The sequence below is a fragment of the Marinobacter halotolerans genome, from assembly GCF_008795985.1.
In the GTDB taxonomy this organism is placed as follows: domain Bacteria; phylum Pseudomonadota; class Gammaproteobacteria; order Pseudomonadales; family Oleiphilaceae; genus Marinobacter; species Marinobacter halotolerans.
Genome location: NZ_VMHP01000002.1, coordinates 826,043 through 850,035, shown reverse-complemented (window position 1 = coordinate 850,035; position 23,993 = coordinate 826,043). Strand labels below are relative to the sequence as shown.

The 23,993-nt window shown below is 58.3% G+C and carries 20 protein-coding genes; 5 read left to right on the top strand and 15 right to left on the bottom strand.

Translation table 11 applies throughout. The annotated features are described in order from the left end of the window. Positions 1-62: 62 nt before the first annotated feature. The 4 genes from FPL19_RS14220 to FPL19_RS14205 form a co-directional block, all read right to left on the bottom strand. The gene (locus FPL19_RS14220) at positions 63-413 is read right to left on the bottom strand and encodes a PilZ domain-containing protein (protein ID WP_008171779.1); all 351 of its coding nucleotides are present in this window, start codon (positions 411-413) and stop codon (positions 63-65) included. 96 nt (positions 414-509) lie between these two features. Continuing rightward, positions 510-1,532, bottom strand: coding sequence for a DNA polymerase III subunit delta' (holB, locus tag FPL19_RS14215; RefSeq protein WP_318527390.1), 1,023 nt, complete (start codon positions 1,530-1,532; stop codon positions 510-512). 19 nt (positions 1,533-1,551) lie between these two features. Further along, positions 1,552-3,594 carry a transglutaminase TgpA family protein gene (locus FPL19_RS14210; protein ID WP_150913326.1) on the bottom strand — a complete coding sequence of 681 codons (2,043 nt, stop codon included), beginning with the start codon at positions 3,592-3,594 and terminating at the stop codon, positions 1,552-1,554. After that, positions 3,591-4,607 (bottom strand): DUF58 domain-containing protein, encoded by a 1,017-nt coding sequence (locus FPL19_RS14205; protein ID WP_150913324.1) that lies wholly within the window; start codon positions 4,605-4,607, stop codon positions 3,591-3,593. Before FPL19_RS14205 ends, FPL19_RS14210 begins: the two co-directional genes overlap by 4 nt. Positions 4,608-4,756: 149 nt before the next feature. Between FPL19_RS14205 and FPL19_RS14200 the strand changes: the two genes are divergently transcribed. Beyond that, complete coding sequence (locus FPL19_RS14200) at positions 4,757-5,413, top strand: hypothetical protein (RefSeq protein WP_225314441.1); 657 nt, start codon at positions 4,757-4,759, stop codon at positions 5,411-5,413. A 22-nt stretch (positions 5,414-5,435) separates the two neighbouring features. Here the strand turns inward: FPL19_RS14200 and FPL19_RS14195 are convergent, their stop codons facing one another. The 3 genes from FPL19_RS14195 to FPL19_RS14185 form a co-directional block, all read right to left on the bottom strand. Next, positions 5,436-6,332: a DUF6160 family protein gene (locus FPL19_RS14195; RefSeq protein ID WP_150913322.1), complete on the bottom strand. Its 897-nt coding sequence runs from the start codon at positions 6,330-6,332 to the stop codon at positions 5,436-5,438. A gap of 126 nt (positions 6,333-6,458) precedes the next feature. Next, entirely contained in the window at positions 6,459-7,385 is a 927-nt protein-coding gene (locus FPL19_RS14190) for a DUF6160 family protein (protein WP_150913320.1), read from the bottom strand. Between the two features lie 186 nt (positions 7,386-7,571). Beyond that, positions 7,572-8,144, bottom strand: a complete 573-nt coding sequence (locus FPL19_RS14185) for a hypothetical protein (RefSeq protein WP_150913318.1) — start codon at positions 8,142-8,144, stop codon at positions 7,572-7,574. A 147-nt stretch (positions 8,145-8,291) separates the two neighbouring features. On the opposite strand from FPL19_RS14185, the gene pabB reads away from it, so the two are divergent. Beyond that, positions 8,292-9,686 carry an aminodeoxychorismate synthase component I gene (gene pabB / locus FPL19_RS14180; protein ID WP_225314440.1) on the top strand — a complete coding sequence of 465 codons (1,395 nt, stop codon included), beginning with the start codon at positions 8,292-8,294 and terminating at the stop codon, positions 9,684-9,686. A gap of 106 nt (positions 9,687-9,792) precedes the next feature. Here the strand turns inward: pabB and thrH are convergent, their stop codons facing one another. Continuing rightward, a complete protein-coding gene (thrH, locus tag FPL19_RS14175) occupies positions 9,793-10,410 on the bottom strand; it encodes a bifunctional phosphoserine phosphatase/homoserine phosphotransferase ThrH (protein WP_150913314.1) in 618 nt (205 codons plus the stop codon). 167 nt (positions 10,411-10,577) lie between these two features. Between thrH and FPL19_RS14170 the strand changes: the two genes are divergently transcribed. Further along, positions 10,578-11,300: a phosphoadenylyl-sulfate reductase gene (locus tag FPL19_RS14170; protein ID WP_150913312.1), complete on the top strand. Its 723-nt coding sequence runs from the start codon at positions 10,578-10,580 to the stop codon at positions 11,298-11,300. 16 nt (positions 11,301-11,316) lie between these two features. On the opposite strand, the gene cysB is transcribed toward FPL19_RS14170, so the two are convergent. Further along, complete coding sequence (cysB, locus tag FPL19_RS14165; protein WP_150913310.1) at positions 11,317-12,294, bottom strand: HTH-type transcriptional regulator CysB; 978 nt, start codon at positions 12,292-12,294, stop codon at positions 11,317-11,319. 207 nt (positions 12,295-12,501) lie between these two features. Here cysB and FPL19_RS14160 point away from each other — a divergent pair, with 207 nt between their 5' ends. After that, on the top strand, positions 12,502-15,207 hold the full coding sequence (locus tag FPL19_RS14160) for a LuxR C-terminal-related transcriptional regulator (RefSeq protein ID WP_150913308.1): 2,706 nt from the start codon (positions 12,502-12,504) through the stop codon (positions 15,205-15,207). A 238-nt stretch (positions 15,208-15,445) separates the two neighbouring features. Here the strand turns inward: FPL19_RS14160 and dinG are convergent, their stop codons facing one another. From dinG to FPL19_RS14135, 5 genes are read right to left on the bottom strand one after another with little or no spacing between them, the layout of a single operon-like run. After that, positions 15,446-17,581: an ATP-dependent DNA helicase DinG gene (gene dinG / locus FPL19_RS14155; RefSeq protein ID WP_150913306.1), complete on the bottom strand. Its 2,136-nt coding sequence runs from the start codon at positions 17,579-17,581 to the stop codon at positions 15,446-15,448. Between the two features lies 1 nt (position 17,582). Beyond that, positions 17,583-18,293 carry a general secretion pathway protein GspB gene (locus FPL19_RS14150; protein WP_150913304.1) on the bottom strand — a complete coding sequence of 237 codons (711 nt, stop codon included), beginning with the start codon at positions 18,291-18,293 and terminating at the stop codon, positions 17,583-17,585. 1 nt (position 18,294) lies between these two features. Continuing rightward, complete coding sequence (locus FPL19_RS14145; RefSeq protein ID WP_150913302.1) at positions 18,295-19,974, bottom strand: ExeA family protein; 1,680 nt, start codon at positions 19,972-19,974, stop codon at positions 18,295-18,297. Position 19,975: 1 nt separating this feature from the next. Then, on the bottom strand, positions 19,976-21,463 hold the full coding sequence (locus tag FPL19_RS14140) for a DUF3336 domain-containing protein (RefSeq protein ID WP_225314438.1): 1,488 nt from the start codon (positions 21,461-21,463) through the stop codon (positions 19,976-19,978). Between the two features lie 51 nt (positions 21,464-21,514). Further along, complete coding sequence (locus tag FPL19_RS14135) at positions 21,515-22,306, bottom strand: MlaA family lipoprotein (protein WP_150913298.1); 792 nt, start codon at positions 22,304-22,306, stop codon at positions 21,515-21,517. 104 nt (positions 22,307-22,410) lie between these two features. Between FPL19_RS14135 and FPL19_RS14130 the strand changes: the two genes are divergently transcribed. Continuing rightward, positions 22,411-22,818, top strand: a complete 408-nt coding sequence (locus FPL19_RS14130) for an acyl-CoA thioesterase (protein ID WP_150913296.1) — start codon at positions 22,411-22,413, stop codon at positions 22,816-22,818. Between the two features lie 15 nt (positions 22,819-22,833). Here the strand turns inward: FPL19_RS14130 and FPL19_RS14125 are convergent, their stop codons facing one another. After that, positions 22,834-23,955 carry a beta-ketoacyl-ACP synthase III gene (locus FPL19_RS14125; protein WP_150913294.1) on the bottom strand — a complete coding sequence of 374 codons (1,122 nt, stop codon included), beginning with the start codon at positions 23,953-23,955 and terminating at the stop codon, positions 22,834-22,836. Positions 23,956-23,993 lie beyond the last annotated feature (38 nt).

Sequence of the window (23,993 nt, the reverse complement as noted above, 5' to 3'; positions counted from 1 at the left end):
CTCCTGTGGAATTGTTCTGCAATCAGGTGCGGGGCCCTGGGCAACTTCATTCATTGAGGGCCTTACATTGTATGGGTGGGGCGATCTGAGCTCAGGGAACCTGCCAGATAGGATTCGATTTTGGTACGGGCGGTTTCATCGTCGCCATTGAACTGAACACCAATGCCTGCCGCCCGGTTGCCCTGGGCACCTTTCGGGGTGATCCAGATAACCTTGCCGGCCACCGGTATCTTCTCCGGTTCATCCATCAGGTTCAGCAGCAGGAACACTTCGTCCCCAAGCTGGTACTGCTTCTGGGTCGGAATAAACAGACCGCCCTGGCGGATGTACGGCATATAGGCTGCGTACAACACGGCCTTGTCTTTGATCGTCAGGGTGAGAATACCACTGCGTGCACCAAAACCCGGGCCCATAGAAAACACCTGTGTTAAAACTTTCGATATTTCGCAATCATAGCAGCACTTCCTGACCGGTGCCTAGAACAAGCACCGGCCATGTCCACCGGCGTTCTAACCGGCGGCGCGCTTGACCGGCATCAGTTTCTGCCAGGCAATCAGCAGCCGGCCCGCCTCCAGATCCGGGCTGACGTTATAAACCGCTGCAGAACGCGCCTCATGCACCAGATCAATCAGCTCGTGAGCCCGCCAGGCCGGATTGGTTCTGGCCAGAAATCCGAGCATTTCGGACGCCTCTTCGTCCCTGGCAAGGCCGCCGGCCTTGATCCGGGCGAGATCCCCCGCCCAGCCTTCAAACAGCCATAGAGACGCCTCCAGCCCGAGTGTCTTGAACGGCTTCGCCGCGTCACCCACTGAAATCTGGCCTTTCATGAAGCTCCGGAACTGCTCGAAGGCCTCATCCCGTAACGACAGAAAATCGCCGGTCACGTATTCCAGGGCAAGCCTGGGCGCATTGGCCGCCAGCCGCAGAGCGCGGTCGCACTGTTCTGACGTTGGCGGCGATTCCAGCGCCATCTGCTCAATCTCGGCCCGTAGCCACTGTGCTGCCTGGGCCGATGACGGCGTGGCAATGCCCTGCACCTGACAGCGTGACCGGATAGTGGGCAGAACCGGTCGGCCGCTTTCCTGCAACAGGATCAGCACAAGATCCGAGGCAGGCTCTTCCAGGGTTTTCAGGAGAGCATTGGCGGAATTGATATTGAGCTGATCCGCCCTGTCGATCACCGCCACCTTGCGACCTGCTACCTGGGGGGACGCTACCGCAAAGGAAGACAGCGCCCGAACCTGATCCACCTTGATCACCCGGCTTTTTTCCGGGGCATAGCGACGGATATCCGGATGGGTGTCCGCGGAAGCCAGCTCACACTGTTTGCAGCGACCGCAGCGCACACCCTTGGCCATGTCCGGCTGCTCGCACACCAGCAGGGCCGCGAACCGGTCGGCAAAAGCCCGTTTGCCCACCCCTTCTTCACCGGTGACCAGCAAAGCGTGGGGCAACCGATTGTCAGCCAGACTCTGGCGAAGCCGTTCCCTGGGCTCGTCCAGCCAGGGCATGGGGGTGGTGGAGTTGTTCAAATGGACCTCTCAGTCAATGTCAGGAATTCGCGCGTTTCAATTGCCTTTTTAGGGTGGCCAGCAGCCGTTTCATCCTTCCGATGTCCTCGTTCGCCCCCTGCCCCCCGGCATAGTAATGCCTGTTGACCAGAGCGGCAAAGGTACGGGCGGACGCGGCCACGGATGGCTCTGCCTGCGCCAGACGGGAGGCCTGCTGGGAAGGGGTTTCTCCGTAGCGCACCGGTACACCGGCGTCTTCGCACATCGAGTACCACCGGTTCAGAACCCGGGAAAACGGATCTCGTCGGGCAAAAGATCGGCCTTTCAGCGCCGTGAATAACCCGGCAAACAACAGGGCACCGCCGACCACCGCAGCCGTCACGTAACCCAGCTCCCTTAATCCGATACCGCCCGGCAATCGGGACATCAGGTCCATCTGGGACTGGCCCTGATAACCCACCACCCAGCGCTGCCACTGGTAGTTCATTTTATCCAGTTGCAGGGAAGCCCACTGCACCAGCGCCATATCGCCATATCGCTGGGGAGAGGTCCAGTCGTTCTCAAGGAAGGATCCCTCTTCCTGGACTGCTTCCCGCAGACCGGACTCGATGCGCGCCGGGGAAATGGCCGCCGTCGGGTCAAACCTCACCCAGCCCTGCCCCTGAATCCAGGCCTCAACCCAGGCGTGGGCATCGTATTGCCGAACAATCAGATATTCACTATCTGCCCCCGGCTGGCCACCCTGATAACCGATCACCACCCGTGCAGGAATGCCCGCCGACCTCATCAGGAACGTCATGGCGCCGGCGTAGTGGGCGCAGAATCCCCGTTTGACGTCGAATAGTAATGCGTCAATGCCATTGTCCGGCATTTGCGGCGGCCTGAGAGTGTAATAGTACTGCTGCTGCCGAAAGCGGCTAAGCACATTCTCGGCAAATTCCAGCGGCCCGGAGGACTGCTGCCGCAAAGACTGCGCCAGATCCCGGGCCCGGGGGTTGCCAGACGCGGGCAACTGCAGATACCGGCGCGCGTCACCCAAAGATTCGGAGTCAACCCGGGGCGCCGATGGCAACGCCAGACGATACCGGAGCGTGGTGTCGGCAGGCCGGTTGAACCGGAAAAGGCTGTTGTCTGTCTTCCGGACATTGTCGGACACAGCCTCGGAGCCATCCAGGGCAAAGGCCCATGTCTCGTAGGTAGGTTCCAGCAGTACGTCATACTCATTCGGTTTCAACGGGCCAACGCCGCCGTCGAGTGCCACTTCGCCGGGGCGGCGAAAACCCTGCCCCCGACTTTGGCGCCAGGTATCGCCATCCAGCCGATCCAGAATTAATCCACGCCAGTAAAGATCTCGGCGGGCCGGTATGTCGTCACCAAAGGTCACCCGGAAAGCCAGCTCACTGCTCTGGGCAAGGCTGGAAATATCCCCGGGGGTCATGGTGTCGCTGATACCGGTGCGGGCCTCACCCGACACCAGCGGCACGCTCCAGAGAGGCGCCATCCGCGGGAAAAACACGAACAGAAGCACCACTACCGGCAGTGTTTTGAGGAACATCAGCCCCAACCGCTTCCAACTCGACCGGGCCGACCCCGGAATGCCCGGCGCATTGAGCACCTGTAGGCCGATAAACAGCACCATCACACCGGCCAGGTTAACGATGGTCCAGTGTATTTCCTGATGGAACAGAAAGTTCACCGATGCCAGATAGACCAGGATAAATAAGAGAACGTAAAAGTCCCGCACCGAGCGGGTTTCCAGCCATTTCAGCCCAACCGCCAGCACGAAAAACGATGAGGCGGTTTCCACCGTAAACCGGCCCTGAACTGTGGCCACATAAACGCCCACCAGAACAATCATCAGCCCCGCCCGGGACCACTTGCCCGGCAACCTCAGCCTTCCCGTCTGGGCCAGCCAGCGCCATGCTGCAAGCAACACACAGCTGACGGTGAGCCATACGGGAAGTCGATCCCACTGAGGCAGCAACAGCAGTGCAAACGCCGCCATCAGCCAGATCAGGGCCGCACCCGGAATCAGATCCGCGCGGCTTTCGGAGGTCTGTTTTCGTCGGAAACGGCGAATCATGCGACTGCTCCCGCTGCGGCGTCTTTGCGGCGGGTCCCGAACGGCAGAGCGTCGCCCTCCCGTGGCTTCTCGATCCCGAAAACCGCCAGGGCCTTGAGGCAACGGTTGCCGTGAGTCTTACCCACATCCGGTTCGATCACCTGCCCCGGCAGATTGAGTCCGAAGGGCTGGTTAGTCTTCATCCGCTCTATTACCTGGTACGCCAGGTAACTTAGCCGCAGCTCCTGATCGACACCACGAAAGGCTTCATAATCCAGCCATTGAGGACTGCCCTGCTCGCCCTCCCAGTCGGCTATGACCATCTCACCGGTTCGGGCAAAACGCTTCCAAAGCACTCTCTGACTTGGGTCTCCCTCACGCCAGGGGCGGATATCCGCATGGTCATTGCCGTCAACGGAGCGGGCGTCGTCGGTCCGGTCGCCGTCCTGAACGGTGCTTGCAACTTCCGGTGCCGGAATCGGCGCAGGATACACAATGCCCGCCGACACCGGCCTCAGCCAAGACCAGGCCTTCAGCAAACCGAAAGGAAAGCGGGTCTCTACACGAATGCGATCGGGCCGGAAATAACCCCTGCGGGCAGATAAAAGCGACAGTGAAAGATTCGCGGGTTCGGACTCGAACACATGCTGCTGATCCACCCGCGCCTCATGACAGGACAGCGACAGGGCTACCGAATCGTGGCCACTGACCACCGCGCGAAACCGGAACGGCAGCGCCTCACCGGGAAACCCCTCGCCACCGCTCAGCAGCGTGATTTCCAGCCCGGCAAGATTCCTGTGGGTCTGATGCATCGCCGCCACGAAAACGGCTCCCAGGATAAAGGTGAGCAGATAAATCAGGCTATTCTGATAGTTGATGCCGGTAATCAACATGATCAGCAGCAGTATGCCGAAAACCACGCCAGCGCCGGTGGGTAAAATAAAGATGTTGCGCTGACTGAAAATCTGGCTGTCGCGCCTTGGAATACGCTTGTTGATCCATCGCCGCCAGCGACTTTTGATTCGTTTTTTCATGTCACCCCTGAGTCGACGAATCCCATTGAGTTCAATAATACTTACCTTACCCTGTATCTGATCACAAACCAGCGCGTGAAGGCTTGAATTCGTGTGAGAGGGGGCAAATACTAGATATAAGGCACTCTATAAACTGCATAGGCACAACCATGATCAGGCCAACTTCGCTACGTCTTTATTCCCTTGCCCCCCTGGGACTGGGTGTGATGCTTGCCAGCCTCTCTGCGCCCGCCGCCATGGCCGGAGTCCAGACCCTTTCACAGGACGAAATGGTAGACACCTACGTCGAGGACTCTGCGCTGATCCTGGTGCACCCCGATTCCCGTGAACCGTCCCGTGAGGAAAAAGCGGAAAGGCAGAAAATCCTGCGTACGCTGACCATTTCGCCCCGAGAACCCGAACTGACCGAAGCGGAAGAGCAGGCCTACCGTGAGGCTCTTGCGCGACTGGAGCAGGAAGGAAAGCTGGACGCACTGGAAAGTGCAGAGGAAGAGTTTCTGAGACGGGCGTTGGCGTTCTCCCAGGACGAACTGGCCGGATTGCAGCCGCCCCGGGAATTCACGCCCCAGATACCGCCGATCATTTTTGGCCAGCAGGCACAGATACCGGACGAGCCGTTTACCCAGAACTTCCTGAATAACCAACTGGGGATCAACTACGACGGCGAGAACCTGAACTTCGGCATCGGCACCCCGCCCGGCATTGATAACATCCAGGTGCCAAGGGCTATTAACGAAGGGCCTATCTCACTGACACCACGTCCGGGCGGTGGGTTTGACCTGTCCATCAAGGTGCCGGAACAGTAACAGACTGAACCGGCCTGTCTGATCAGGGCGTGAGCGTGACAATCGTGTCCGAGATCTGGATGTTGTCCAGCGCCACGCTCCCCATATCCATCTGCCCGACGGAAATATTCTGAGCGCCCACATCCGCTGCGAACCCGGTCACTTCGATGGCAAGAGAATCATTGACGGCAGCGCCCTCGCCTGCGTTAACCGCATAGGTTGAGGTCTCCACCGCTGCAAAACCGGCGCGCAGATCGTCCATAGGGGTTGTCGAACGGGCTCGCTGGCCACCGGCCCAGGCCGGAATCTGATCGGTCAGGTCCATCTCGTCGAGTCCACTGCCACTGAAATCCGGGCTTTTAATGTAACCGCCATCAATACCGATGGTGGCGGATGTTTTGGACGATGACAGCGCTTCCGTGGTAAACGCCGCATAGTTATAAATAGTGCTGCGGTTCAGGGCCGATTCGGAAGCTGGCAGCACACTGTGTTGCGCCGTGCGCAGCTGACCCCAGCCCTGGAGATCACTGAAAATACGGGTTCTCGGGCCCGGTGCTCCGTCACCCACGGCGACGGTTCCTGCTACAAAACCCCAGTCCATCGACTGACCACTCTGGGATTGCCACAGAATATCCAACCCACCGTCGGCGGCGATATCAAAGGTCAGCCGGGCATCGTCAAGGTTTTCGCCGTAACCGGCAGCAAGTCCTGCATCGGTGACACCTGCACCACCGGAACGAATGTCTTCCGCAACCAGTTCGCCGGAATCCTCATATCGAAACTGTTGCATGCTCATGCGACCGCTGTAATCGATGGTCAGCCCACTCTGCCCGGTAACACCGGAAAGCTCGCCATCGGTAATGGATTCCAGCTCGGCATAAGCAGCCGGAGACATGCCAAACGCCAGGGCGACGGGAAACATCTTCAGAAAAGAGGACATGGCAGCTCCAGAAAATTCTTGGTTGTTCAGTTCTTGTGTTTTTCGTGTTGCCTTAAACAAAAAAGGCGCCCCAAACGGGCTGGGACGCCTTTCCACAGGTTACTAACGTATCCTGTTGCCTACTATTTAGTGACCGTAGATGGTCATGTCGGCGGTAATAGCCAGGTCGGTCATGTAAACAGAACCGATGGATACACCGTTACCCATAGTGATGCTGGTCAGGTCCAGATCACCAGAGAAGTCCTGAACGTTAACAGTCAGAGCGTCTTGGTCAGCTGCGAAGTAGTCTTCGGCAACACCAACGTCAACCTGAGCGTGGGCAAAGCTCACACCTTCAAGCGGCGTACCAGCAGGGCCAGTAACAGAAGAATCACCACGACGGTTGTGCAGTTCAAAGCCCATGCTGGTGCCAATGAACGGCATTGTCAGGTCACCAGCGGCATTGAAGTATGCGTTGATGTTCATCGCGTTGGACTCTTCCTGAACCACGATGTCAATCGGGCCAAGTGCGCCGGTGATGTTCAGATTTGAGACCAGAACAGTACCCTGATCAGCAGAGCCGGAGAATGAACCCAAGTCCGCACCATTAGCTGACTTGTTGAGGGATACTTCGCCAATGCTCAGGCCGAAATCAACCGGAGCACCGCTCTGGGAGCGCAGTGCGATAACCAGGTCACCATCACTAACAGCTTGGTCGGTTTCATTAACGTTGCTCACGTTGAAACCTGCGCCACCAAGGTAAGTAGCACCAAGAGCGGCAACACCCAGATCATCCTGCGGGTCAGCGCCAGCGACGTCGATGGTCAGGCGGATGTCATCCAGAGCTGAGCCAGGAGCGGCACCGCCGAGGGTTACGTCAGAGATTGCCAGGAAGCCCTGGTCTTCATAAGCGATTTCGCCGATGGATACGTTGGCGGACAGATCGATGGTCACACCAGCCTGGCCAGTAACGTCGCTCATGGCGGAATCGTTCAGGGCTTTCAGGTCAGCGTTAGCTGCGAATGGCGCCAGGGCCACTGCAGAACAGAGTGCAATTTTTTTCAGGCCTTTCATTTGTTTCTCCTTGAAGGATATTTCTATTTTTGTTTGCGGCTTTATCCAAACCGCAAATTCAGTTTCCCAGAGGCCCTGATACATTTCTGAGATTTTGCGCACACAATCTGACGTAATTCATACAAACCGTAACAATTTGAACTAGTCCACATTAAAGCGGTATCCGGCATATTGCTAAGACGTTATTTACTGAGCCTCAGAGCTGGTCTGGTCGCCAGTAAAAACCTTCGGTTCGTACTGACTGTTCGTCGTTTTTGTAAACTCAATGCCCTCAGGCCCTTCCTCATACTGGGTGGCGATGACTTCAGCATAGCCATTGAGGTATTCCAGCTCGATATTGATCTGCTCCCGGGGCTCACCATCGTTTGAAGTTCCGCGATACTGGTAAACCACCGCAGAGCCAAGAATCCGTCCGGCCTCCGCCTGCGTACCTAGAGCGGATCGAACCGCATTGAGCACCAGCACCGGATTTATGCCCTTGGTGCTCTCACCCGGCTTCACTGCCCATACAAAGTTGACTTCTCCTTCCTGAAACAGCCCTGCACCAAAAGGCGCGAATTCCCCGTAGGCTTCCATGACGGCCTTGGCTTTCTTGAGCGCCTGCGCCGCCAGATATTTGGTATTCGCCTGGGCCTCTTGCTTTATTTGCTCCGGGGAGGGCGTCACCTGGGACTTCGCCTCATCCGCTGCATAGGCGTTGAAAACAGAGGATGAAAGAATGGTGAAAAGTACCGCGGTTAACGTCTGTTTCATTGGCATTGGATAACCTCTTTTATTTTAGGATTCCCGGAAGAACTGGACCCTATGCGCCAGTAATCGGGTAAAATCATCGTCGCATCTGATCCGGCCACTGTGGCAGGCCTGTCATTAGAGCAATCGCCCGGCCATGCAGACAACGGCCGTTTTGTGGCCGAATTATCATTCTTTCTATTTTTCGAGGGTAAATTGGGTCTTTCTGGTTACAAAACGATCACCCGCGAAACCTATGAGCAGCTTTTGGCACACGCCTCCGGCGAGCCGGACTTTGTCTATCTGGGCAGCGTTGGTGATGGAGACAGCCGAGGCGTCCACACCGCGTTTTCCGCCCTGGCGGCGACAACGCTGTGCAGCAGATTTGATGAGAACCGCCCTCTTCTGCCGGACACAGTTGCCCGGCAGATTGAGGAATCCATTGAGCCCTACAGATCGCACGGCGATGAGCCTTTGCCCTGCATCCAGGGAGGCTGGATCGGATTCATAAGCTATGAACTGGGCTACGACACCGAACCCCGGCTCCATGCCCTGCGACGCCCGCTTCCCATGCCACTGCTCAGCGCCGGCCTTTACCTCTGGGTCGCCAGTTACAATCGCAGTACCTCCGAACATTACCTCTGGATTCACCCACAGTGCTCTGAAACAACCCGTCAGAAGCTGAATCAGTGGCTGGCAGAGCCAAGCAAGCAGTTCGCCATGCCCTTCAAGATCACCCAGCCCTTCCGCGCCCTGCAATCCAGAGAGGCATTCAAGGAAAGCGTCGCACGCGTCCGGGATTACATCGCCGCGGGTGACTGCTACCAGGCCAATCTGTCACAAGAATTCTCGGCACACTGCACCGGTGATTCCTGGGAGGCCTTCCGGGCCCTGTCAGACGCCAACCCCACGGCCCACAGCGCGTTCATCCGGGCAGGCGAGCAGGCCGTACTGTCGGTGTCCCCGGAACGATTTCTGAAAATCCGGGAAAACACCGTCACCACCAGCCCCATCAAAGGTACCCGCCAGCGCGGTACCACACCAGAAGAGGATGCCCGCCTGGCGGAGGAATTGTTGCAGTCGGAAAAAGATCGCGCGGAAAACCTGATGATCGTGGATCTACTAAGAAATGACCTGAGCCGGAACGCGGCAAACGGCAGCGTTGAGGTAGACGGGCTGTTTCAACTCGAGTCCTACCGCAACGTCCACCACCTGGTCAGCCACATCCGCTGCGAGCTCGCCCCGGGCGTCACCCCCATGAAAGCGCTACTGGACGCCTTCCCTGGCGGCTCGATTACCGGTGCCCCGAAAATCCGCGCAATGGAAATAATCCGCGAGTTGGAACCACATGATCGAGGACCTTATTGCGGATCGGTGTTCTTCCGGGGTCTGGACGACACACTGGAAAGCAACATCGCCATTCGAACACTATTCTGTGATGGCGATGGCAGGATTCACTGCTGCGGCGGCGGTGGAATCGTGTCTGATTCCGAGCCGGAGGCGGAATACCAGGAAACACTCACCAAAGTGAAACCTCTGATGGATTTCCTCGAAAGCTTAGACAGCCAGTAAGCGGACGGAGCCTTTCAGAACCGTCCGGAGCCAGGGATGGCGGAGGCCGAGCGTACAGGGAGGTATTTATAGCGTGTTCTGAAAGGGTCCGTCCGCTTGCTGGCGTTCACCCAACTTTATGAATGGCACTCGCCTTCAGAAACTCCTGCTTCAGCTCCTCAAAAGTATGAACAGCCGGAAACTGCGGGAATTCCGCAATCACATTCTCCGGCGCATGAAACAGAATCCCTGCCTCCGCCTGCTTTAACATGGTGGTGTCGTTGTAGGAATCACCCGCAGCGATCACCCGGTAGTTCAGCAGCTGGAACGCCCGCACCGACTGGCGTTTAGGATCGCGCTGACGCAGCAGATAATCGGTGATCTGCCCACTGTCGCTCACCTCAAGCTTGTGACACAACAGCGCCGGATAACCGAGCTTCTTCATCAACGGCATGGCGAATTCGTAGAAGGTGTCGGAGAGAATCACCACCTGAAAACGTTCCCGTAGCCAGTCCAGAAATTCCTTGGCGCCAGGCAACGGGTCCAGTTCACCGATCACTTCCTGAATCTGTGGCAAACCGAAACCGTGCTGATCCAGCAGTTTCAGGCGCTGACGCATCAGCACGTCGTAATCAGGAATATCGCGGGTGGTCGCCTTGAGCTCCTCAATCCCGGTTTTTTCTGCAAAAGCGATCCAGATTTCGGGGATCAGTACGCCCTCAAGGTCAAGGCAGGCCAGTTCCACGGTTCTCTCCTGTTTCGGTGAAGTCGGTTTGGTCAATCAGGAACGCCATGATAAGAAAAACCGCCGACGAATGCAGCAGCTATAAGGTTATACGCCGGGATTCCTTCAGCCCCGGGGCGGTTAATGATAGATTGATCCCACATTTATTGGCGCAGGTTACTGATTCAATGACGAACATTGCACAGCTGAAGGACGATCTGGATGGCCAGAGCCCACGAGCCATCCTCAAGGCCGCCTTCGCGAAATTCGATAACATTGCCATTTCATTCAGCGGTGCCGAAGACGTCGCCCTGATCGAAATGGCCCACAAGATGACAGACAACCTGCAGGTCTTCTCGCTGGACACCGGCCGGCTGCACGCGGAAACCTACGAGTTCTTCGAGAAAGTCCGCAATCATTACGGCATCAATATCGAATTCCTGTTTCCGGACGCCGCCGAAGTCGAAGACATGGTAAACCGCAAGGGTATGTTCAGCTTTTATGAAGACGGCCATTCCGAATGCTGCGGCATCCGCAAGGTCAACCCGCTGCGCCGCAAGCTGAAAACCGTGGACGCCTGGATTACCGGCCAGAGAAAGGACCAGAGCCCCGGCACCCGTCATGATGTGCCGGTGGTACAGCTGGACGACGCCTTCTCCACGGATGAAAAGCAGCTGGTCAAGTTCAATCCGCTGGCGAACTGGACCTCAAAGGACGTCTGGGACTATATCCGGATCAGCGAAGCGCCTTTTAACGAACTGCACAACCGGGGCTTTGTCAGCATCGGCTGTCAACCCTGTACCCGCCCTGTCCTGCCGGGACAGCATGAGCGCGAAGGCCGCTGGTGGTGGGAAGAAGCCACCAAGAAGGAGTGCGGGCTGCACGCCGGCAACGTCATCGCCAGCGAGTAGTCCTCACGAATGGCCTTTAGTAAGTGGGCAGTTCCACGTCGGAGAAGATTTCCTCGATCTCCGACCGGCTGCCCTGATGGCTGACCGCTTCATCCACCCGCTCTCTGGTCAGGTGCGGCGCAAAGCGCTGGATAAAGTCGTACATATACCCCCGCAGGAACGTCCCCTTTCTGAAGCCGATGCGCGTCACGCTGGGCCGGAACAGCTTGCGGGCATCCAGCGCCACCAGATCGGAATCCGCCGTTTCATCAAAGGCCATGCTGGCGATAATGCCCACACCCAGGCCAAGCCGGACATAGGTCTTGATCACGTCCGCATCCGCGGCGGTGAACACCACCTTTGGCGTCAGGCCGTGTGCCTGAAACGCCTCATCCAGCTTGGACCTGCCGGTAAAACCGAACACATAGGTCACCAGCGGATACTGCGCCAGCTCTTCCAGGGAAAGCTCGGAAGCCTGGGCCAGGGGATGATTGCGGGGCACGATCACGCTGCGATTCCAACGGTAGCAGGGCATCATGATCAGGTCGTTGAACAGCTCCATGGCCTCGGTGGCGATGGCAAAATCCACCGATCCGTCCGCCGCCATTTCGGAAATCTGCATGGGCGTGCCCTGGTGCATGTGCAGGGACACATCCGGGAAAGCTTCAATAAAACCACTGATGATGGGCGGCAGCGCGTATCGGGCCTGGGTATGGGTGGTGGCAATGCTCAGGTCACCCTTGCGCTGATTGCTGAATTCCTGGGCAATCTTCTTGATGCCTTCCACCCGGCGCAGAATTTCCCCGGCCTCGCGAATGATGATTTCGCCACCGGGTGTCACCCGGGTCAGGTGCTTACCGCTCCTGGCAAACACTTCCAGCCCCAGCTCGTCTTCCAGCAGCCTGATCTGCTTGGAAATACCGGGTTGTGAGGTAAACAGGCTTTGCGCAGTGGCTGAAACGTTGAGATCGTGATGCGCGACTTCCCAGATATACCGAAGCTGTTGTAGTTTCATTGATTATGTCGCTCCTGGCGCTTAACCCATAAAATCAGAATGCTACGCATAAAAGACGCTGTTTTCATTCTTTAAAGGTATACCGACAACCTTTTTCCACAGTTTAGACCAAAACCTGGAAATCGCAGCCGTCAAAGCGCCCTTGACTTAACTGTGACAAAGCACACAATCGCTTATCAAAATCCTTAACCGGCATTCAGGGACCCGATGCTCTTAACCACCAAATTTCTCAGGCCTTCCGCGGACCCTCGTTCCGTTGTGCGGCAACGCCTGTCTTCCCTGCTCGACGCCACCGAACCCAAGCGTCTGAACATGGTGGTGGCACCGGCGGGTTTCGGCAAAACCACCCTGGTGTGTCAGTGGTGCGCCCAGAGTGCGCGGCCAACCGCCTGGCTGTCCCTGGACGAACACGACGATGAACCCCGCCGCTACTGGCAGTATGTTGTCGGGGCCTTCGAAGCCAATGGTCTGACCGGGTTGGAGGAATGCCGCCAGGCCCTCGCCCATTGTTCCCTGCAGGAGCTTGAAGGGCCGATCACCGCCCTGATTAACGCCCTGACGGCGGATCAATCGCCCTGGTCGCTGGTACTGGACGATTATCACTTCATTCAGGACACGCGCATCCAGCGTCAGATGTCCTATTTCCTGGACTATCTGCCCCCCGGCGTACTGGTCACCCTCGTTTCCCGCACCGAGCCAGCCCTGCCTTTGGCCCGCTGGCGGGTCCGGCGCTGGGTTCAAGACATTCACCCGGGCCTGCTGGCGTTTTCCGAGGAAGAGTGCCGCCACTTTTTCCACGACACCATGGGCATTGCCCTTGATGAGTCGGAAGTGCGGCGGATCTGTGCCAGAACCGAGGGTTGGGTCGCGGCGATGCAGCTGTCGGCGCTGTCCGGCGGCGGCCTGGAAAACCGCCCCGGGGAAAGCAGCGTTGCGGGTTCGCAGATTGATATTGATGAACGGCGTATCAGCGATTATGTGCTGTCAGAAGTCCTGGAACAGCAGCCCGAACCGGTCCGTAATTTCCTGCTGGATACCGCCTTCTGCCCCAGGCTATGCGCGTCGCTCTGTGATGCAGTGCGGGGTGCCTCCAACAGCCAGGCGCTGCTGGAGCAGTTACTCCGTGAAAACCTGTTTCTGATTCCCCTGGACACCCGTAACGAATGGTTCCGTTACCACGACCTGTTCCGGGAAGCACTGCTGCAGCGCTCAAGACAGCTGGCCCCGGAAGAGGCGGAGAAGAAATGGCAGCGGGTAGTGGACTGGCTCCTGGAGCACGGCCATGTGCAGGAAGGTATCGGGCAGATTGTTCAGCATCGGGACTGGCCCTGGCTGGCGAGAGTTTTGGCCGAGCACGGCAATAACCTGATTCACGCCGGCTTTCACCTTCAGGTGCTGGACTGGCTGGACTCCCTGCCCTCCGCAACCCTGGCCGAAAGCCCGCAGCTGCTGATGCTTCGGGTGTGGGCCCTGTTTTTCGCCAACCGGGTTGAACTGCTTGATCCACTGCTGAACGAGCTTGAAGACAAGCTGGACCAGCAGGTCGCCGATTCCCATCCCGACGCCGAAGGGGCTCTGGGCCTGCAGAGTGAGATATCGCTGATCCGCTCCTATCTGGCACGGTCTAGAAGCGACGAGAAAAGCGCCAGTGACCTGACCCGCCAGGTACTGCGGGACATCGACCATACCCGTATCCCCCTGAAATCGGTCACCTACTATGGCCTGGGGCTGGACTACTACGGCAAAGGCGACCTGGCAGACGCGGAAGAGGCGCTGAAATCTTCCGTGCGCTACGGCGAAGTGGAACGCAAGCCAAGCACCGTACTGTCCAGCGGCGGCCTCCTGGCCTGGATACAGTACAACCGGGGAGATATCGACACCGCGCTGGAAACCTGCACCACCGTACGTCAGTGGGTAGACCAGCACCACAGCGATCCCCGCCAGCCCATGCTGATTTCCTGCTGGCAGAACAGTGCGCTGATCGAAATATACCGGGAACGGGACCAGTTGCAACTGGCCGCGTCTTACCTTGCTCCGCTGCTGGACCACGTCAAGAGCGGCACCGAGCCCGGGCAGCACGTCATTATCCAGTTCGTACGAGGTCATCTGGCCTTCAGCGAAGGCCGTTATCAGGATGCCATCGAGGTCCTCGAAGACGCCGCCAGCGTAGCCCGCCGCAAGCGGGACCAGATCCTGTTCGAGCCGCCCGCCTGCTCAGCGCTCCTGGCTCGCTGCTACCTGGCAACCGGGCATCTTAACCAGGCGGAAGAATGGATGCAGCAGGTGAACTCGGAAACCTTCACCAATCCGCTGAACCGGGAACAGAACCAGATCAGCGTCGCGCGGGTTCAGGTGGCCATGGGCCGGCCGCAAGAAGCTACCGCCACACTGGTACCGCTGCGCCTGAGTGCGGAAAAAGACCAGCATTACCGGCACCTGGCGGAAATCCAACTGGTCTACAGTGAAGCGCTGGCGGCCGAGGGCAAGGATAAGGAGGCCGAACAGATGCTGACGCTGGCCCTGCAACGGGCATCCGAGGCCGGTTTTGTGCGGCTACTGGCGGAAGAAAGCCGGACCGTGCAGAGCCTGTGCCTGAATCTGCCAGCGCTACAGGCACCCGGGCGCTGGAACCGCAAAGTGCTGACAATGCTCCAGGAACTGGCAGAAAAGGCCCCCGCGACCGACAAAAAGCCAGGCAAAGAGAACGCGCAACTTCTGGAGCCGCTGAGCCAGCGGGAAATCGAAGTACTGGAACTGATCAATCAGGGGCTGGCGAACAAGGACATTGCTGCCAGCATGAACGTGGCACCCACCACGGTGAAAGCCCACATCCGCAACCTCTACGGCAAGCTGGCCGTCGGCTCCCGTACAGAGGCGCTGGCAAAGGCAAGAACACTGGGCTTACTGAATTAAAATGTGAATTGCGTCACACTTTTAATCGCTTTTTTGCACCCTCTACGCCCTTTGGACGATCCGGATACGCCCCCTACTCCCCTATTATTCTCCCAACGCTGAGGGAAACCTCAGAAAGAATTCTGAAACTCAGGCCTTCAGTCTTCTTGTTCGCGTTGTTTCGACGCCCGGGTTCAGATCGAACCCTTTTCACAAGAGCCATCCCATTTGGGCTGGCTCTTTTTTTATGGGCGAATGGTCAGGGCTCAATGATACGGCGGAAAGGCGGCAGTGCATCCAGAAGCAGCTGGCCGTAGCGGCGGGCAATGATCCGGCGGTCCAGGATAGTCACCCGTCCGGTATCCGATTCTTTTCTCAGCAGGCGGCCCACGGCCTGAACCAGCTTGATGGACGCATCCGGCACCGTGATCTCCATAAAGGGATTGCCGCCCCGCAGGGTGACCCATTCTGCCAGGCTGGCTTCAATAGGATCATCCGGCACGGAAAACGGCAGGCGGGTGATCACCACATGGCTGAGATAATGCCCCGGCAGGTCGATACCCTCGGCAAAGCTGGCCACGCCGAACAGCACGCTGGGCAAGCCCTCATCCACCCGGGCACAGTGGCGCCGGAGTACCTCGCCCTTGGCCATGTCGTCTTGGGTGGTGATCAGTTCCGGGTATTCCGGCGCCAGCCGTTCATGAACCTGTTTCATCTGCCGGCGGGAGGTAAACAGCACAAGCGTGGCCTTCTCCCCCGCCCACAGGTCCGGCAAGCGCTGAACCAGTGCATCCGTAAAGCCGTCATCGGTGGGCATCACCTTCAGTGCCGGCACCTCTACCGTGGCCATCTCCTGATACCGGAACGAGCTCGGCACCACCACAAAGCGACTTTCCTCCGGCAGGCCGGCGCGGCTTTTCAGGCGATCAAACTTGCCCAGGGCGGTCAGGGTGGCGCTGGTGAGCACGGCGCCGAATGCGCGGGACCAGAGTCGGGTATACAGCAGGCTGTCAGCCAGCACCGGGCTGCTGTAGAAGGTGATGTCCTCGGCGTGTTCCCAGCGCTGGCGGATCGCCCAGCGAGCGGCCGGCGGCCCGGACGTTTTTCCGTTCTCGCACCAGGCAGTCCACAGGCGGAACTGATCTTCGGCGCGGCTGTGGAACGATCCCAGTACCGGGTACCACGCCTCGGCGGTATCCCGGTCAATATCGCTTTCCTTGCGCTCGTCAAAAGCGGTCTGCAGTTCGTCCACCATCACGCCCAGCTGGCGCACCAGCGTGGCCGTGGCAATTTTTGATTCGCCGGCAAGCTCTGCCAGGGCCTCGGGCAGCTCGCCCTCCGGATATCGCCACTGGGCGGTGCGGCGTTCCTCATTGAATTCCCAGCCGGTGTTCTGCTCGGCCTCGGTGTAGATATCCGACAAGGCCTTGTCCAGATCACGGGAGGCGGTGCTGATCTTGTCGATGGTTTTGGCGGCCGTGGTGCCAGGGCTAAAAAACGGCTGCATCTTGCCAATCGCCTGGGATAACTGCTTCAGCCATTGCCGCGTGGAATTCAGCGGAACAGACGCGGCGAAATGGTTCAGGGCCTTTTCCGGCAGGTGGTGAGCCTCGTCAAATATAAACAGGGCATTTTCCGGTTCCGGAAGAATCGCGCCACCACCCAGGGCAAGGTCAGCCAGCACCAGATCATGGTTGGCAACAATAATGTCGGCATCGTCCAGGTCTTTACGGGCGTCAAAAAAGGCACAGCTGTCAAAATAGGAACAGTGACGGTTGGTGCACTGGCGATGGTCGGTGGTCACCTGCCGCCAGATATCATCCGGAATCTGATCCGGCCAGTGGTCCCGGTCGCCGTCCCATTTCCGCGCGCCGTAGCTGGCCAGCATATCCTCGAAGAAGGCCCGCGTACCCGGCTCCTGCTTGCCCGGCTCGTCCATCAGGAACAGCGGCATGGTATCGCTGTCGCCATTGCCTTCGTCGTGTAGCCGCGCCTCAAGGCGCGACATGCACAGATAGCGGCCGCGGCCCTTGGCCAGGGTCCAGTTGAAATCCATCTTGCTGTGTTTGTGCAGGTCCGGCAGGTCCTTGTTCACGATCTGGTCCTGCAGGGCAACGGTGGCGGTGGAGATCACCAGGGTTTTGCCCAAAGCCTTGGCCACGGGTATGGCAGAGATCAGATAGGCCAGGGTTTTGCCGGTACCGGTTCCCGCCTCCACCACACAGGCCGACGCCGGCGAGGTGCGCTGGCCATCGTCCGAAGTGATACCGCCCATATAACGGGCGATTTCGGCAATCATCAGTCGCTGGCCATAACGGGCCTTGATATCCTTGCCCGCCAGCACATCCCGGTAGGCCTGCTGGATAATCTGTTTGGTGTCGTCCGTCAGCGCCATATCAGTCCGGGCTCGTCCAGTTGCTCACAATGCCCACCCGGAAAGAGCGGCCGTCTTTACTGAGTACCACGCCATCTTCGGTAATCGTCTGCACCCGTATGCCGTCAAACGAATCCCCTGCCTTCAGATAGTGGCTGTTGATCATTACCCGCCGCGAAGACGGTTCTGACGCATAGATGTGGCTATTGAACACCAGATCCGGCAAAGCCCGCTGGAACGCCAGGGGCATTTCCAGAAGATGGGGGACCTGACTCCCGGTCGCCGTCTCGCCAGTCGGCTGAGATTGGCCGGACAATGCTGGCGACGGAACAATGATGGTTGGCCTTTCTCTCGGAACGGGCCTATCGCTCGGCACAACGCTGGTTTCGGGCTCGGGCTCTACCGGGCGTACAGCTTCTGGTTCGCTCTCACGCTCAGGCGCCGGTTCAGCGACGGGCTGGGCTTCTGGCCGGGGAGCCGGCTCGGATTCGATGGGCATGGACTTGCTGGCAGGCTCCGGTTGATCAGTCGCTGTAAAAGTCTGCGGAGGTTGCCAGAACACCACCGCCAGAACAACCGCATTCAGAATCAGACCAATGCCAATCCACAGAGCAACGGTAGACGATCTTTTCTTCGGCTTGTGAACAAGCTGGACCTGCTGCCCCAGATCCGGAACCCGTCCCTGGCGACGCTCGGATTCGGATTTGCGCAGTGCATCAAGGATATAGGACATCTCAGCGCTCTCTGTCCGGGCTATCCGATCGGTCCGCTCGGTCGAGCCGGGGCACCCGGGCATTCAGATCGTTGTTCATCTGGATAATGGTCATGGCTCCAGGGATACCATCAACCGTGAGCCCTTTCTTGGACTGGAACCACCGCACCTGCTCTTCCGTGCTCAGACGAACGACCCGGTCCTCCTCGGTGCGGTTAGCGGCCTGATCGCTGACTAGTTCCATCAGGCTGGCGCTAAGCCAGATCTGCCGATCTGTCTCATCGGGGGGTAGCCGCCATAGCAGTGTGGACTGGCCGTACCAGAAGGGTTCGACGCTCTCAAAAGTCACGTTTTCAATCCCCTCCTCGCCGATAATCCGCGCGTTGTTACCGTTCAGGGATTGCAGCACCACGAAGCCGGTCTGTCCGGACCTGTCTCGCAAATGCAGGATCGCGGGACGGTTCAGAAACACCAGTCCCTGTTTCGACATGCGGGTTTCCAGGCACTGTAGCCCCTGGCTCTGGGCAAAATCACAGGCGATAGGCGATTCCGAAGCCTCAAACTCCCGGTTCCAGACGCCAAACAGGGCATCAAAGGCACTCGCCAGGGATTCCAGGCGATGTTCAAAGGTGAATTCCCCCGGCCCGGCATTTACCTCCTCTGCCGCGACTGGCTCGTCAGATTCAGGCCCAGAGGCGCCATCCACCCGCTCCACGGTTCCCACAAATTCTGGATTACCAACCACCGCAGCGGCTTCGTCGTTCGATGCCATCGGTGGCTCGCCGAACAGGTTAATCCCCAGCAGCGGCAAGGTGAGAATCACCGCAAGAATGGCACTGCCGGATACCATGGCTATCCGCCACCCTTTCCCGGGGCCGCCCTGTCCTGTTCTCGTACGCCGGCCATTCACTTCAGCCGCTGCCTTGCGAATGTGCCCCGCGGTGATGTGGTGCTCACCCTGGGCGTAGGCTCCGAGCAACGCCCGGTCACAAATCAGGTTGATCAGCCTGGGAATACCACCGCTGTGCCGATAAAGGGCCTTGATCGCGCCTTCGCTGAAGATCTCCCCTTTCAGACCCGATACGCCGAGGCGATATCGCACGTAAGCGTCGATCTCCCGCCGTTCAAGGCCTTCCAGGTGATACCGGGCCGTGACTCGCTGATTCAGCTGGCGCAGTTCCGGCAGCGCCAGCATATCCTGGAGCTCGGGCTGGCCCAGCAGCACGATCTGAAGAAGCTTCTTCTCGGTAGTTTCCAGATTGGTGAGCAGGCGCAGCTGCTCCAGCACGTCCGTGGACAGGTTCTGCGCCTCGTCAATCATCAGTACCTTGTGACGCCCGGCGCCGTGGGCCTCAAGCAGGTCGTCATTGATCAGGCTCACCAGCTCTTTGATGGAGGCCTGGGCCGGATGGGCAATCTCCAGCTCGTCACAGATCGATGACAGCAGCTCCCGGGCCGACAACCGGGGGTTCAGCACCAGGGCAATGTCCACCTGTTCCGGAACATTCTCCAGAAAACAGCGGCTGACGGTGGTTTTGCCCGTACCCACCTCTCCGGTGATCACGATAAAGCCGCCCTGCCCCTGGATGCCGTACATCAGGTGCGCCAGTGCCTCTTTATGCCGGTCGCTCAGATAGAGATAGCGTGGGTCCGGAGCAATGGAAAAAGGCGGCTCACGGAAGCCGAAAAAATCGTAGTACATCTCAGGACTGCCCGGTTTCGGAATGGGTTACCAGGCGCAATTCCGCGGTCGCCCGGCCCTGTTCGCTTTTCAGGCGGCGTATGCAGCGTTCCAGTGTTTTCGAGATCCGGGCGTGGGAACGAATCATGGAGATCTTCGGCCAGGTAGCCCGTTCGCCCTGAAGGATCATTTCCCGGACCCAGGCCGGGTCCGGGTTGGCCAGCATCCGTCGATAGTCCTTCAGGCGGTAGGACGGCGCAATGGTGACATCGCCGGAGTACCGTTGACCCAGAATCGAATGCATCTGGCCGGACATCTGGCGCAGGAATTCCGGCTTCACCCGCTTGCGCAGATAATCGAACATTCCCTGGCCATGGAACTGGACTTCCGCTTTCAGCAGGTGCATCGGAATGTTGCTTAACTTCAGCTTTTCGTCCCGGCCCCGGCGGTTCAGGAAAGGTACCACATGAGGATTGGTCTGGCTGACGATGGTGAAGTTCACATCGTACAAGTGCATCAACCGCTCAATGGGCAGGTCACTGACCACCGAACCATCCACGAATTTCAGGCGCGACATATAGGGCAGCACATTGCCGGCGATGTCTTTTTTCATCAGGGTGACCGGCGGGAAGATCCCGGGAACGGCTGCACTGGCCAGCACCGCGCTCCACACCAACAAATAGGGCGAGGTATAGCCGCACAGCAGGCGGGCCTGCTGATGGTTCTGCACCGGCGAAACACTCACATTGATGGACCGCCCGGAGCGTTCGAATGCTTCCTCGAAGGTGTACTCACCAATATTGGCCCGCAGGCACTCCTTCAGCGTCTGCTGGTCCATCAGGCCATCACCGCGCACGGCGCTGAGCAGGCCGCGCCATTTCCAGGCTCTCAGGTCGTGGGTTTCCGGCACCAGCATGTCGGGAATTTCAGCATCACTGTGAACGCCCAGAATACCCGCGATAATCGCCCCGATGCTGGAACCGGCTACCACCTGGGGCAGCAACCCTTTTTCCCAGAGCGCCTTGATGACCCCGAAATGGAATATGCCAAGAGAGGCACCACCGCTGAGCAACAGCGCAGGCCTACCGAAGCTGGTCAGGGTGTCGCGGAAGAATTGCAGCTTGTTGGCGTTGGAAAAGCCCGGATCAGGGGTATCACACAGATAATCCAGCGATTCACAAACCTGGGTGATGTACTCTTCGATGAGATGCTTGGTGCCAACTCTGGAGCGGGTGTAAAGCGCGCGGTTGCCCATATTGCCGAGATCGTGGTGCAAACCTTCCCGCAGGGCCCGTTTGAGCCTTTCCATATCGTTCTGCTGGCGGTAATGGCGCAGATTGCTGAGGCGGTCATAGATCAGTTCGTAGTGGTAGAGGTCAGACGCGAAATCTTCCTTCCACTCCACGTTGCCTTCCAGAAAATCCAGTTCCAGCGCCGCCGCCTTCCAGGCCTCATAATGCGGTGCTTCAGCCAGCATCCGGCGAAATTTCCGTATTCTGCTATCTGCCATCACTCAAGCCTCTGCCTGCCGGGACTCCTGACATCACCCCAGACATCAGGATCAGAAATCCTCCAGCATGAGATCTTCGTCATTGCCACTGGCAAACGGGTCATTGAACGTGCGTCCATCGTTGATCAGGAATTGCCTGCGTTGCAAATAGGCGTTTCTTACGAAGATGTAGGGATCGCCGGAAATGAAACTCTCGGCCGGAATCAGGTCCGCCCGCTTATCGACAACCTGCAGTCCCCGTAACGCATAGACCTCCGGTTCCTCCGCAAGATCCCAGGCTGACGGTAACAGAAGATTATCAGTCACAAATCCACCAAAGTCTCTGGGATTCGAAGGGCCCAGAAAGGGCAGCATCAGATAGGGGCCAGAACCAACACCCCAGTAGCCCAGTGTCTGACCGAAGTCCTCCGGTTGCTCGGGAAGCTCGAATGCCGTGGCCACGTCAAACAGGCCGCCCAGGCCAAAAATCGTATTGTAAGTGAAGCGGCCTGTCGCCACTACCGCCGACTTGGGCTTGAGCTGAAAAACGCTGTTGGCAAAATTACGCAGTTCCGTCAGGTTATTGAAGAAGTTGGTAACGGCACGGTCCGCCACCCCTGGCATAAATGCGCGGTAGGTTTCGGCTACCGGACGCAGAAACCAGTTGTCGATGGTCTCGTTAAAACGGTAAACCTTGCGATTCCAGTCCACGTAGGGATCTCGCTCGGCCGCCGTCTGCTCGTCGATATCCTGCTGTGAATAACCATTAGCGGGCTGGACTGTCTGCGCAAATCCAGCCATGGGGGCCAAGAACAGCGCCAGGAAGACCAGCAGTGCGCCGTGCCGATATGCTATTTGCTTCATTCGATGACCTGGTGTTGTGAATTCGCGTGAGTTCTGACAAAAATACCGGCACTGAAAATGAATCTAATCCCCGAATCCGAAAATCCCGCAACAGGAGGAAAACGATGTCCGTACCCGGGAACCTGGTAAGCACCCTCTCAATGGCACTCCGATGGGGCGACATGGATGCTTACGGCCACGCCAATAATACGGTTTATTTTCGCTTTTTCGAAGAGGCCCGGATTACCTGGCTCGCGTCGCTGTCACTGGGGGCTGAGGGCGACCCCACCGGCCCGGTCATCATTACAACCAGTGCGACCTTTCTGAAGGAACTGAACCACCCGGCAACCGTGGAAGTCCGAACATACGCTGACAGGGCCGGCAATACCAGTCTTGATACTTACCATACCCTCACCGATGCCGACACCGGGGATCTTTACGCCGAGGGCTACGCCAAAATCGTCTGGTTTGACCGCGAATCCCGTACGTCCGCCCCACTGCCCGACGCCCTCAGAGCGCTGGCAGCGAGCTAGATCGGCCAATAATCCCTACCGGCGCCGCACCACAACACTACCAATGGAATAACCGGCGCCGAACGAACAGATCACACCCAGTTCACCGGTGGTAAAATCGCCCTTGTGCTTATGAAAGGCAATGACCGAGCCGGCCGAGCTGGTATTGGCGTATTCATCCAGTATCACCGGTGCTTCTTCCGTGGTGGCGTCCCGGCCCAGCACCTTGCGGGCAATCAGCTGGTTCATGTTGAGGTTGGCCTGGTGCAGCCACATGCGCTTGATCTGTTCCGCAGTGAGGGACAGTGATGAAAGCTGGCCAAGGATGGTTTCGGCAACCATGGGCGACACTTCCCTGAAGACTTTCCTGCCCTGCTGGACAAACAGCTTGTCGGGTTTGTTCACGCCTTCCTTGTCCGCCCGATTCAGAAAACCGAAATTGTTACGGATGGCGTTGGAGAACTTGGTCTTCAGACTGGTGCCGAGAATCTCGAACCCCTGGCCATCGGACACATTTTCTTCCCGCTCAACCAGAATCGCCGTGCAGGCATCGCCGAAGATAAAGTGGCTGTCCCTGTCGCGGAAATTGAGATGGCCGGAGCAAATTTCCGGGCTGACCACCAGCACGGCACGTGCCGAGCCGTTTTCTACCGCGTTTACCGCCGCCTGAAGTCCGAAGGTGGCGGAACTGCAGGCCACGTTCATGTCATAGGCAAAACCTTCAATTCCCAGTGCGTCCTGAACCTCCACAGAAATGGCGGGATAGGCACGCTGCAGGTTGGAGCAGGCAACGATCAGGGCATCAACGTCGGCCGGGGTCTTGCCGGCCTGCTCCAGCGCCTCATTACAGGCGGCAATGGACATTTCACACTGTACGGACGGCTCGTCGTTGGAGCGGTCAGGAATGCGTGGGCACATTCGCTCCGGATCCAGAATGCCGTCCTTGTCGATCACGTGGCGGCGTTTGATGCCGGACGCCTTCTCGATGAATGCAGATGACGAGGGCTGGAGTGCCTCGCGCTCGCCTCTGGCAATCTCGTCAGCGTGCTCTGAATTGTGGCGCTCAACATAGGCATTGAACGCGTCAACCAACTCATCGTTGCTGATGGTCGCTGGCGGAGTGTAGAGCCCGGTTCCGCTGATTACGGCTTTGATCACGCTAACCCCTCATCAGAAATAGTGAAAATGGCACCAAA